Below are 12849 nucleotides of genomic sequence, written 5' to 3' on the forward strand. Positions count from 1 at the left end.
ATACCTTTGAGTTGGCCAGAAGTGGGCGACTGAGAGAAATGCGAGGTAAAAATACCTTTGATTTAGCCAGAAGTAGGCAACGGAGAGAAATAAGAGGTATAAATACCTTTGGTTTAGCCGGAAGTAGGCGACTGAGTGAAATGAGAGGTATAAATACCTTTGAGTTGGCCAGAAGTGGGCATCGAGTAGGGTCCCTTCTTGGTGGTGTCGTAATCCCGGGAATACCCTACTTTGTTGGTGCCTGACAAGGCACCAAAACTTGGTGCACAACTTTCTTTACGCCATCTGAAAAGGGAATCGGCCGGATTAGTGATCCTTTTTCCAACTAACGCTTGCGGAGAGAGGGTATGGGAGAATTGAAGTTCACATTTTCCATTTGAGCCTGTTGCCTGGTTCAGCAAGCATGAAATTACAGGGGGAAGCATAGGCTTACCAGTCAGCGTGAAGTGCAAGGTCCCCCGGTAGCTCCAATGGCTGTGCGGCCGCAGCCGTTTTGCTCTGATTAACCACATACACGGAATGCCTCTAGATCCAGCCTTGGGCATTCCGTTCTACCAGCTCTGCCAGAAAGCTGAGCCACTCCTCATTGTCGTTCAGGCACGGTGCAGCAACCAAGTCTTCCGGCTGCCCGCCGCCAGCGGCAAAAAGCTCCCGTCCTTCGACTTCCAGCTCATGCAGCGTTTCCAGACAGTCGGTCGTAAGGCCCGGGGAAAATATCATAGGTCTGCGGATACCGCGTCCGGCGAGCTCCTTCAGGACTTCAGAAGTAGAGGGACCGATCCATTCCTCCCGTCCGAAGCGGGATTGGAACGCGGCCTGCCAGCATCCCGTCTCCCAGCCCATAGCCTCCGCAAGCAGTCGCGCCGTTTCCAGACACTGCAGCGGGTACGGATCTCCGGTATCTGCATATCTGCGGGGAATGCCATGGAAGCTCAGCACATAATAATCAGGCGGAAGGCTTAAGCGGCTTATCTGCTGCATAAGATGCTCTTTCATCGCCCAGATATATCCCGGCTCATTATAGTAGGCTTCCATGAAACGCAGTGCGGGCACAAACCGTTTGGTGACCGGTCCGCCGGCACTGCGCCGTCCGAGAGCGGCAAAGCTCGCGGCATCATAAACCGAAGCGGTTGTGGTAGAAGAGTATTGCGGAAAAAGCGGAACGACGATCATTCGTGTGACGCCGGCCGCTTCCAGCTTGCCCATTGCCTGTTCCATGCTTGGCGCACTATAGGCGAGTCCCAGTTCAACTAGATAACGGCTGCCAAGCAGCCGCTGAAGCCCGGCACGCTGGTCCAGGGAATGAAGCAGCAGCGGCGATCCATCCTTTTGCCAGATCTGGCTGTACAGCAGTGCGGAGCGGCGCGGCCTGACGCGCAGAATAATACCCCTCAGCAGGGGCTGCCAGAAGAGTGGCGGGTAATCGATAATCCTGCGGTCTGACAAAAACCGGCGCAGATAGGGCCGGACAGCCTTGGCAGTGGGAGCTTCCGGTGTTCCAATCTGAGCGAGAATCACACCGATAGGAGCGGGGGTCAGCATAACAAAAGACTCCTTTCTATCAACTTGACATCACTCCAAAATATCACATCCATTATTGAGAATACAATATAAGGAATCACATGATTATCATAAGACGGAGTAAATGGGAGAAAATGAGAGGAAAAATAAGCTTGTCTTTTGTGTTAATTGTGAAAAAGTGATGTTTCTTATAGGGTGTGTGATTTTGTATACAGAGAAGCAAAGGATAATTTTGATAGTATCAAGCCAGAAATTTACCGCAGGCAGACTTAAATCCTTATATGTGAATTAATTCACCTTTAGCGATACATAGAAAATGGATGCATCTTTTCGTACACGGGATGGGTCGCGCAAGATCGGGAGAGGGGGGATGGCCTCTAATGTCTTATGAAGGGGCTTTCATAAGAACAGAAGAGAGAGACTATGAAGAAGCTTGGATTTGAAAGGCTACATACTACTGGGGATATGATAAAGGAGAATACTCATTGAAAAAGTTAATTTCTTTGACTGTCAGCGCAGCATTGCTGCTCGCGCCACTCGCGTATACGATTAATGCACCTGCCTTGCATCTAAAGGTGGATGCGGTTTCAGCGGCTTCGGAGGAAGCACCTGCGGCTACTGCCAAGCCAGCTGCACCAAAACCGACAGCGAAACCAACGGCAAAACCAAAGCCTACGGCAAAACCAACAGCGAAACCCAAACCAACCGTGAAACCAACACCAAAGCCAACAGCGAAACCAACGCCAAAAGCAACGGCTAAACCAGCAGCAACAGCGAAACCTGCCGCGACCGCAAAACCAACGGCAACAGCTAAGCCTGCCGGAACAGCCAAGCCTGCCGGAACAGCCAAGCCTGCCGGAACAGCTAAGCCTGCCACAACAGCCAAGCCTGCTGCAACAGTGAAACCAACTGCTACCGTTGAGCCAGCAGCAACTGCTGCACCAACGGCAGCCATTACACCGGCAGCGACCGCAAAACCCGTAACGGTTAAGCAAAATGTGTATCAGGACGGAGTGTACGTAGCTTACGGCAATGCTTACTCCAAAGGTACCGAAGGCGCTAAGGTAACCATTAAAGACGGTAAAATTACTGACATTGAGCTGCTGAGAACCAGCCCGAAGCTTATCGACAGAAATGCCCGCGAGAATTACAGCGGCGTGTGGGTAGCCTACAAGCTGATGAAGGACAGACTGCTTGGCCAGACCAGAGACAGCGCAGCAGCAGTGGATGCGGTTTCAGGCGCAACACGCTCCAGCAACGGCTGGAAGCTGTCGGTCGACAGAGCGTTTGAAAGAGCGCTTAAGGTCAAACCAGCGGATGCCGCTTATTTTGAAGGCGACCATATGGGAGTAGATCCGGAAGGCAAATATGCTGTATTCGCCAGCTATGATGCTAATAAGCTTACTGCGGTGAAGCTGTATCCGCTGACTGCAGCCGGAGATTTCGCGGACGAAAAAACCTACACTCCAGAACAAACTGCAGCGATTGCCGCAATAACACCTGTACTGCTCGCAAACGGTTCTTCCGCCCAGCCGGTTGCCGGCTTCGAAGCGGAGTCCAAGGCTGCCGTCAAAGCCTTCTGGGATGCAGAACAAAATGCAAGCATCAACAACACCTCAGCGTATATTGACGGATTCTATTCTTCCTACGGTACTGCTAGAAGTGTGGGCGTAGAAAGAGCAGATGTGGTGATCCGCAATGGCAGGCTGGTTGATGTGAAGCTGTACAGACTGGGCACCAACCTGATCGACAGAGGCGCAACCGCTTATGCTGAAGTAGTAAAGGCCAACGCTCCAATGACGGCCAAACTGCTTGCAAACGGTTCTTATATCGCTAATTATAATGAGAAGGTAGACGGAATTTCCGGCGCCACCGAAAGCAGCCATGGCTGGAACCAGGCTGTAGAAAGAGCTTTTGAGAAGGCTCTGAGGGTTCCGGCCGCCGGCCAGTACTTTGACGGCAAAATTGCCGGTGTGGACAATGCGTCCAAGATCTTTATGCTTGTTGATGTAGCAGCAGACCAGGTAACGGCCATCAAATTAAGCTTGTTCGGAACAGACGGCAAACTGGTTGCAGACGACAAGCTGACTGCTGAACAAAAGACTCTGGTTGAACAATTGACTGCAGGACTTCTTGACAAAGGTGTGCAAATCGCTGACATTACTGGTCAAGAAGCGCTGACTGCAGCGGCAAGAGCCGCACTGACAGACGCTTTGACGAATGCTTCCAAAGAACAGGGCGCTTACAAAGACGGTACCTTCACTGCCTATGGCGACGCTTATGACAAAGGAACGAACAAGGCTGACGTTACTCTGCGCAACGGCAAAATCGTAAATGTTGCTCTGAGCCGTGTAGGCATGAATATGGCTGACCTGGGCAAAAACGCTTATGCTGAAGTGCAAAAAGCCCTTCCGCAGCTGACAGCGGGCTTCCTTGCTGCAGGCACAAGAGAAGGTGTGCAGGAAGTGGATGCGGTATCCGGGGCAACCAGCAGCAGCAATGCTTTGAAAGCTGCGGTGGACAGAGCATACGGCAAAGCTGAAGTGGTTGAAGCCGGCAAAGCCGCTTACTTTAACGGAACTTTCATTGGTGTAAGCACCGACAAAACTGTAAATATAATGGTTACTGTAAAATATAACGTCCCAGTGACCATGATCGTGAATTATCTGGATGCAGCAGGCAAAGTAAAAGCTTACGATCAGCTGACTGAAGCAGAAAAGGCTGTGAAGGCAGAGATCGAAAATACTTCGGCCGGCAATGGCCTGCACAAGTATGGATACCGTGCAGCGGCATTCGGCAGCAATGATGCGGAGAAGGAAGTCTCCGCCAAAGCGGTAGAGGCCATCAAAGCTGCACTGGAAACAGCAGGGAAATAATTATTTTCCAGGAACATCACTAAAGGGTTGTTTCGGGTCATCCACATGGCCTGGAACAACCCCTTTTTTTGGTATGTCAGAAAGTAAATATTGGGGTCCCGGCAAAATACCTGAATCAGCTTCCATGCAAGGGCCCCGCTTTGGAGGTTATTTGATGACGTATATAAACAAGATTTTCGAAGCTGGCGGAATTGGGTAAAAACGGCTTGTGTTGGGACGAGGGCATAATTAGAAATAGGAATCGTATAGTAATTAAAGGGATTTCGGAGATGAATGTCTAAAGTTTAATATACACAAACAGGCTTAGGTCCTGTTAGTAATAGGAGGCTCCAAAAATGACACTAATTAAACAGCTATCTCCACAGGATGAATTTGTCGGCTTTTATCTGCTGCGAGAGCTGGCAATCAAACAAACAAACGGTACTCCTCCAAAGGATTATTTTGATATTGTTCTGGGTGATTCCAGCGGCCAGATCTCGGCCAAGTACTGGGATGCAAGCACGGCGGATAAAGAGACCTTTTTCCCGATGGCACTGGTGAAGATCCGCGGGATTGCGCATACGTACCGTGAGAAGCTCCAGGTGAAAATAACCAAGATCAGACTCGCCAATGATAGTGACAACGTCTCTCTCACTGATTTTATCAGGTCGGCCCCGATCCGGCCGGTTGATCTGATTCATACGATTAAAGGCGTGATGGCGAGCATCACTGACCGTGAGATCGCAACGATCGTATCTTTTTGTGTGGGGAAGGTGGAAGAGAAATTAATGCATTATCCGGCGGCCAAAACCCATCATCACGCTTATTTTGCCGGACTTGCCTATCATATGGTGCGGATGCTGGAAATCGGCGAGTTTCTCTGCAAGCAGCGTCCGTTCCTGAATCCCGACCTGATGAAGGCGGGGATTATTCTGCATGATATCGCCAAGCCGGAAGAGATGATTTCGCAGTTCGGGATTGTGTCTGATTACAGTGTGCAGGGTAAGCTGATCGGGCATATCTCCATGGCTTCGAACTGGATTACCGAGGCCGCGATCCGCTCCGGCATTGATTTGGAATCGGAAAAAGTGCTCGGCCTGCAGCATCTGGTATTATCCCATCACAACCTGGGTGAATGGGGCAGCCCGGTGCAGCCGCAGACGGCGGAGGCCGTGGCCCTGCATCATATCGATGCGCTGGATGCGAAGCTGCAAATGGTAGAGGATGCGCTGGATACGACACCTGAGACGGAGGAATGGACCCCGTTCATCCGGGGGCTGGAGAATAAGGCTGTGTACCGGATGAAGATTTAATTTTCCAGTAGAATAACTTAAGTCTTTGGCAACGGCTTTAGTTGCCGATATTCATGATAACGGCCACCTGCTTTGAGCAGGTGGCCGTTTTAATACTTGCCAAGAAACTTGGCCTTGCCCCGATTATGCCCGCCCCAAGCACAATTTTGCTGATGTACCGCATCAGCTCCGGCCCAGGCCCAAGTAGAAGGGACAACCTGTTTATCCTCTGCTCTCAACGCTATTCTGAGAGAAACAACGCTGTGGATTTATATGCCAAAGGTTTAACATGTCAAAGGATTGACATATGTTAAACCTTTGACATATAATCGGATTAAAGATGATTTGAAAGTGCTTCCAAATCATTTTTATACAAACTACCGATGGGGGAATGTACACATGAAAGGATTTAAAAAGGTATCTTTAACAGCGCTTACTTTGATAGTATCCGCCTCTTTGTCTGCCTGTGGAAGCAGCGACAGCAAATCCACCGCCTCTTCAGATAAATCCGGCACGGATAATGGTGTCAAGATCACTTTGCTTAATTCCAAAGGTGAAATTCAAACCCAATTAGAGGATGCGGCCAAGAGCTTCCATGAGGCATATCCTGACATTACACTGGAAATTCAGCAAGTGCCTAGCGGCACATCGCCCTTTGAAAGAGCTTCCACGCTGTATGCCTCCGGTAATCAGCCTACCATGATTATGCTGGATACAGGGGATGTAGCCAAATTCAAGGACCATATTCTTGATCTGGGCGATGCGAAGTGGAATAGCGATGCTATTGACAGCGCGCTTGATCTGACTACGTTTGAAGGCAAAAACTATGCTTTCCCGCTGGCGGTTGAAGGGTATGGCCTGATCTACAACAAAGCAGTCCTGGATAAAGCTGTAGGAGGGAACTTTGATCCTGCTTCGATCAATACGACTTCTTCACTAGAGGAGCTGTTCAAAAAAATAGAAGCCAGCGGAAAGAAAGCCCTCACTATTTCTCCGATGGACTGGTCGCTTGGCGCACATTATCTTCCTCTTGCTTACGGAGGGCAGAGTAAGGACAGCACGGAGGTTGCCGGCTTTATCAGCTCCCTTAGAGCAGGAACTGTGGATTTGTCCTCCAACAAGGTATTTAACGGGCTGATGGACACCTTCGATGTGATGATGAAGTACAACATGGATCAGGCCTCTCCGCTTTCTCCAACTTATGAGAAGGGACCTGAAATGCTGGGTAAGGGTGAAGTAGGCATCTGGTTTATGGGCAACTGGGCATGGCCGCAGATCAGCGGCTTTGATACAGCCAACAAGCAATATGGCTTCCTCCCTGTGCCCGTCAGCAATAATCCCGATGATTACGGCAACGCCCAGATTTCTGCTGCTGTAAGCAAACGTATTGTTGTAGACAAGGAGAAGACGACACCGGAGCAGCAGGCGGCAGCCAAAAAATTCTTTGACTGGATCGTGTATGAACAAGCCGGACAAGATTTCCTGGTGAATAAAGCCAATATCGTCCCTGCCTTCAAGAATATTACTATGGAGACACCAGATCCGTTAGGCAAGTCGATTCAAGCCTATTTGGCCGCAGGCAAGGTGGAGCCGTCTCTGAGCGATCTGCCGGCCGACCACTGGACCAAGGTGGGGGCATCCATGCAGAAATATTTGTCCAAGGCCGGTGACCGGGCTACTTTGGCCAAAGAGATTGAGGACTATTGGAAAACAGTAAAGTAATGTGATTCTGCCGGCGGGGCTGTTTCCGGTCCTGCCGGTTTTCAACACGAAGGAGAGTGAACATGCGATGATTGGAGAAAAAGGCTTTTGGAACCGGCTGCGGCTGCGGCTTCTGTTTACTGGGCCTACCTTGTTTGCCTTTTTGGCCGTAATGATTGTTCCTTTTATATACGGCATTTACTTAACCTTTACGAGCTGGGACGGCATTTCTGTTGCACATACTTTGGTCGGCTTCCGGAATTACGGATCGGTTTTTGCGGACGCGGAATTTTGGAGCTCCTTTGGGCTTACCCTCAAATACGTGCTGTTTACCGTGGTGCTCACCAATGTATTGGCCTTTATGCTTGCTTACGCGCTTACCAAAAGTGTCAAGGGACAGAATGTTTTCCGGGCGGGATTTTTCATGCCAAACCTGGTGGGCGGTATCGTGCTGGGTTTCATCTGGCAATTTATTTTTAATAATGTACTGGTCTACCTGGGGCAGAAAGCCTCCATCGGCATCTTCAGCGCATCCTGGCTGGCTGAACCGGACAAGGCCTTCTGGACGCTGGTCATTGTTACCGTATGGCAGTATGCCGGATATATGATGGTGATCTATGTGGCGGGTTTAACCGGTGTGCCTGCCGATATTCAGGAAGCCGCCAGCATCGACGGGGCCAACAGCTGGCAGAAGCTGATCCGCATGACTATTCCCATGATGGTGCCCTCGTTTATCGTATGCCTTTTTCTGTCACTACAGCGTGGCTTTATGGTCTATGATTTGAACTTGACTCTGACTAAGGGCGGCCCATTCGGCTCCACGCAGCTTGTGTCCATGCATGTGTACCAAAAAGCCTTCTTGTCGCGTGACTACGGTGTCGGCCAGGCTGAAGCGTTCGTCCTGTTCCTGCTCGTGGCCGTAATCACACTGCTGCAGGTATATTTCAGCAAAAAGATGGAGGTGGAAGCCTGATGCGCGTCCAAAGACAGCTTGGCTCAGCAGCAAAATTCGTTGTATTGGCTATACTGCTGGTTTTATTTCTCGTTCCCTTTTTATTGCTGATGCTAAACTCCCTGAAAGAAAACGCGATGATTACTTCTAATCCGCTGGCCCTGCCTACCAGCTTTAAATTCGCCAATTACAGCTATGCCTTTGAGCAGATGAACTATGTAGACGCGTTCACCAATACCATTATCATCACGGCCTTCAGCGTCATTCTGATCGGGATTTGCGGCGCCATGACCGCCCACTATTTTGTGCGCAATCCCAGCAGGCTGAACCAGAATACATTTCTGTTTATGGTAGCGTCCATGATTATTCCGTTCCAGGCGATAATGATTCCTTTGGTGAAAATTTACGGCTCTCTCGACATGCTGAACAGCAAGACCTCCCTGATCTTCATGTACCTGGGGTTCGGCAGCTCACTGGCCGTCTTTATCTATCACGGTTTTATTAAAAGCATTCCTAAGGAATTGGAAGAGGCTGCGATGATTGACGGTTGCTCCAGAATAAGAATGTTCTTTCAAATTGTATTTCCGGTACTGGTACCGACGACGGTGACCATCGGGATTCTAAATGTATTATGGATCTGGAACGACTTCCTGCTGCCATCGCTGGTCCTGGTTGAGGCTGGACAACGCACTCTGCCTCTGTCCACTTATTCCTTTTACGGCACTTACACGGTCGATTACGGTCCTCTGATGGCGAGCCTGATGTTGACCATTCTGCCGGTAGTCATTGTGTATTTGTTCGCTCAAAAATACATTATCCAGGGGGTTATGCAGGGTTCGGTGAAGTAGCTTTTGTGAATAAAAGCATCGGCCCGTCTGAGAGAAAGCAGAGCTATACGGGAGATGAACAATTGATATATTGGATAGCAGTAGGAGGGAGAACATAATGTTCAAGTTAGATGAGAGAATCAAGCTGCCGGCCGATAGAGAGTATGATGTGCTGACAGCGGGAGAGATGCTGGTAGATTTTATATCGGAGGAGGATCATACTACTGCAGGGCCAGGGACTTATCATCCTTTTTTCGGAGGGGCGCCTTCCAATATCGCAATGAATATCAGCCGCCTGGGCATCCGTCCTATAGTGGCTTCGGCAGTCGGTAATGACCGGCTGGGTTTTTTTTTGGTTGAATCATTGAAAAAGGCTGGAATTGATACCGGGTGTGTGCAAATTGTACAGGATTCCACCAGTCTGGTGCTTATCGCGAAAAGCACGTCCACCCCTGTCCCGATCTTTTACCGGGCTGCGGATTACCAATTGGCCTATACGCCGGAACTGGAGCAGGCAGTGCAGAAGGCCGGGTTCGTGCATTTCTCCTGCTGGCCGATCTCAATGGAGCCGTCGCGGCAGACCATTCACCGGGTGATTGAGGCGGCGAAGCGGCACGGCATTCCGGTATGCTTTGACCCGAACTACCATCCCCAGATCTGGCGGAAGGGCGAGGATGGCACGGACTATGTCAAGAAGATCATCGGCCAGGCGGATATCGTGAAGCCTTCGGAAGACGACGCGGAGCGGCTGTTCGGCCGCGATACCCCCGAGAACCAGGTGCAAAAATACATCGCGCTCGGCGCAGGTCTCGTCATTATGACACTCGGCAAGGACGGCGCTATTGTCTCGAATGGACAGGAGACGGCCCGGTTTGAGACGCTGGCGCATGAGGTGGTCGATACGACGGGAGCGGGCGACGCTTTCTGGTCGGGGTTCTACACGGCGCTTGTCAGAGGCGCAACGATCCGTAAGGCGCTCCGCTCAGGTTTTGCCGTAAGCGCATTTAAGCTGAAATATACCGGTGCCGTGGTTCCGCTGCCGGATTTAAATATAATACAAGCCGAATACGGATGTTAGGGGAGAGAAGACGATGGTTAAAAATCAAGTGCAATTAATTACGTACCCAGACTCGCTTGGCGGAGATTTGAAGTCGCTCCGTCATGTGTTGGAGACGTATTTCCCGGATGTGTTCAAGGGCGGGGTGCATATTCTGCCTCCATTCCCTTCATCGGGGGACCGCGGTTTTGCACCGCTGACCTATCTGGAGATCGAGCCTTCCTTTGGGGATTGGGCGGACATCCGGGCAATCGGGGAGCGGCACGATGTGCTGGTGGACCTGATGGTCAATCATATCTCCCGCCAGTCCCCTTACTTTCAGGACTTTCTGCAGCACGGGCGGCAGTCCCGCTACGCCGATCTGTTCCTTACGCTGGATAAAATCTGGGCGGACGGGCAACCGGTACAGGCGGACATCGATAAAATGTTCCTGCGCCGCAGTAAGCCCTACTCCACGTTCACCATTGAGGACACACAGGAAGAGCTTCAGGTGTGGACGACCTTCGGCAAAAGCGATCCGTCCGAGCAGATTGATCTGGATATCCGCTCGGAGAAGGTCAAACAGCTGTTCATACAATTCTTCACCTGCTTCAAGGAGAACAATATCAAGATCGTCCGGCTGGATGCGGTAGGTTATGTGATCAAAAAGCTGGGCACCAGCTGCTTTTTCGTCGAGCCGGAGATTTATGGCTTTCTGGACTGGATCAAGGAGCTGGCCGATTCCCTCGATATCGAACTGCTGCCCGAAGTGCATTCGCACTATTCGATTCAATACAAGCTGGCGGAGCACGGCTGCTGGATTTACGATTTCATCCTGCCGTACCGGATTCTCGATACGCTGCTGAACAAGGACAGCCATGAGCTTAAGGAGTACTTGCGCACCCGTCCGGCCAAGCAGTTCACCATGCTCGACTGTCATGACGGCGTCCCGGTCAAGCCTGACCTGGACGATCTGATCGACACGAAGGATGCCCGTAAGATCGTTGATACCTGTGTTGAAAGAGGAGCCAACCTGAGCCTTATCGTATCCGAAGACCACAAGGCGCCCGACGGGTTCGACGTCCATCAAATCCGCTGCTCCTATTACTCGGTGCTGGGCTGTGATGACGATGCGTATTTGGCGGCGCGGGCGATTCAGTTTTTTGCTCCGGGCATTCCGCAGGTGTATTATGTCGGGCTGCTGGCTGGTGAAAATGATCTGGAGCGGGTGCGGGAAACCGGCGAGGGACGCGAAATCAACCGCCGCAACTATACGCTCCCGGAAATCGGGCAATCGCTGGAGAAGGAAGTTGTACAGCGTCTGCTCAAGCTGATCCGGTTCAGAAATGAATATGAGGCGTTTAACGGCGATTTTACAGTAGAGGAAGCTGCAGCGGATGAAATCAGACTGTCCTGGACGAAGGGCGAATTCCGCTGCACGCTGTACATTAACCTTGATACGATGCGCTCTGAGATTGAATATACGGACGGGGAGGGCGTGCTGGCGCAGCTTGAGGTGTAGAGCTGTTGCTTCCAGGAGGCACAGGATGGTGTTAGCGATTCGTTGGTCAGCCAATCTTTTCCCTATAAGCGCCAGATAAATTATAATAGAGAGACGAGCTTTGGGAAGGAGCAATGCAATGGCTACGATCAACGATGTGGCGGAAAAAGCCGGTGTGTCCGTGACCACCGTTTCAAGAGTGTTAAACAACCGGGGGTATATCAGCGAGAAGACCCGGCAGAAGGTATATCAAGTCATGGACGAGCTGAATTACCAGCCGAATGAGCTGGCCCGTTCGCTGCTGCGCAAGCACTCCAATGTACTCGGGCTGATTATCCCGAGCGTAGAGCATCCGTTTTTCGGCGAGCTGGCGAATGCAATCGAATCTGTTGCTTATCAGCACGGCTTCAAGCTCCTGCTGTGCAATTCGCAGCTCGACTCCGCCAAGGAGCGGGAATACGTTGATATGATGCGGCGCAACCGGGTGGATGGGATGATTCTCGGCAGCCATACGCTGGAGATCGGCGATTATACTAATTTGAATTATCCGCTGGTCACCATCGACCGCAGGATAGGTGATATTCCGTTTGTCGCTTCGGACAATGAAAACGGCGGGGCTCTGGCGGCCCGTCTGCTGATCGCTAAGGGCTGCCGCAAGATCGGCCATCTGTCCGGCAACATGAAGCTGGATATGCTGTCCAATCTCCGTACGACCGGCTTTGAGCGTGAGGCGAGACAGGAAGGCGTCGAATTTGTCACCTACCAGACCGAGTTGGATGTCTTCGACGAGCAGATTTACAATGAAATTATCCGGAAAATGTTCACTGAGCACCCCGACATCGACGGCGTGTTCGCGACAAGCGATCTGATGGCGCTGTTCGTGATGAAGTGGTGCCGCACGTTCGGGAAGGAGGTCCCCCGCGACGTGCGGATCATCGGCTATGATGATATCGGCGCCGCCTCATGGTACATGCCCGGCTTAAGCACGATCAGACAGCCGATCAAGGATATGGCCCGGCGGGCCGTTGAACTGCTGCTGGAGCAGATGGATGACAAGCCGGTAGAGCGGGAGACCGTTCTGCCGGTGGAGCTGGTCGAACGGGAAAGCACCTGACTGCAGCAGGAACGCCTCTAAGCCGTGCACAATCATTGGACAAGACAAAA

10 protein-coding genes are annotated in these 12849 nt (G+C 51.2%); 8 read left to right on the forward strand and 2 right to left on the reverse strand.

Features of this window, described 5'->3' with window-relative positions; all coding sequences use genetic code 11:
- Positions 1-525: 525 nt before the first annotated feature.
- Positions 526-1542 carry a ferrochelatase gene (hemH, locus tag BLQ82_RS10370; protein WP_062525598.1) on the reverse strand — a complete coding sequence of 339 codons (1017 nt, stop codon included), beginning with the start codon at positions 1540-1542 and terminating at the stop codon, positions 526-528.
- A gap of 464 nt (positions 1543-2006) precedes the next feature.
- Here hemH and BLQ82_RS10375 point away from each other — a divergent pair, with 464 nt between their 5' ends.
- Positions 2007-4397 (forward strand): FMN-binding protein, encoded by a 2391-nt coding sequence (locus BLQ82_RS10375; protein ID WP_062525596.1) that lies wholly within the window; start codon positions 2007-2009, stop codon positions 4395-4397.
- On the opposite strand, the gene BLQ82_RS32960 is transcribed toward BLQ82_RS10375, so the two are convergent.
- On the reverse strand, positions 4398-4523 hold the full coding sequence (locus BLQ82_RS32960; protein ID WP_280117262.1) for a hypothetical protein: 126 nt from the start codon (positions 4521-4523) through the stop codon (positions 4398-4400).
- Between the two features lie 209 nt (positions 4524-4732).
- Between BLQ82_RS32960 and BLQ82_RS10380 the strand changes: the two genes are divergently transcribed.
- The 7 genes from BLQ82_RS10380 (at position 4733) to BLQ82_RS10410 (ending at position 12799) form a co-directional block, all read left to right on the forward strand.
- Positions 4733-5689, forward strand: a complete 957-nt coding sequence (locus tag BLQ82_RS10380) for a 3'-5' exoribonuclease YhaM family protein (RefSeq protein ID WP_062525594.1) — start codon at positions 4733-4735, stop codon at positions 5687-5689.
- A gap of 378 nt (positions 5690-6067) precedes the next feature.
- Positions 6068-7390 (forward strand): ABC transporter substrate-binding protein, encoded by a 1323-nt coding sequence (locus BLQ82_RS10385; protein WP_062525592.1) that lies wholly within the window; start codon positions 6068-6070, stop codon positions 7388-7390.
- A 67-nt stretch (positions 7391-7457) separates the two neighbouring features.
- Positions 7458-8342, forward strand: a complete 885-nt coding sequence (locus BLQ82_RS10390; RefSeq protein ID WP_062525637.1) for a carbohydrate ABC transporter permease — start codon at positions 7458-7460, stop codon at positions 8340-8342.
- Complete coding sequence (locus BLQ82_RS10395; protein ID WP_062525590.1) at positions 8342-9169, forward strand: carbohydrate ABC transporter permease; 828 nt, start codon at positions 8342-8344, stop codon at positions 9167-9169. Before BLQ82_RS10390 ends, BLQ82_RS10395 begins: the two co-directional genes overlap by 1 nt.
- A 97-nt stretch (positions 9170-9266) precedes the next feature.
- Complete coding sequence (locus BLQ82_RS10400; RefSeq protein ID WP_062525588.1) at positions 9267-10226, forward strand: carbohydrate kinase family protein; 960 nt, start codon at positions 9267-9269, stop codon at positions 10224-10226.
- 13 nt (positions 10227-10239) lie between these two features.
- Positions 10240-11706 (forward strand): sucrose phosphorylase, encoded by a 1467-nt coding sequence (gtfA, locus tag BLQ82_RS10405; protein ID WP_062525586.1) that lies wholly within the window; start codon positions 10240-10242, stop codon positions 11704-11706.
- A 118-nt stretch (positions 11707-11824) separates the two neighbouring features.
- Positions 11825-12799, forward strand: coding sequence for a LacI family DNA-binding transcriptional regulator (locus tag BLQ82_RS10410; RefSeq protein WP_062525584.1), 975 nt, complete (start codon positions 11825-11827; stop codon positions 12797-12799).
- Positions 12800-12849: the final 50 nt, after the last annotated feature.

This window comes from Paenibacillus jilunlii (assembly GCF_900102965.1).
Classification (GTDB): domain Bacteria; phylum Bacillota; class Bacilli; order Paenibacillales; family Paenibacillaceae; genus Paenibacillus_AQ; species Paenibacillus_AQ jilunlii.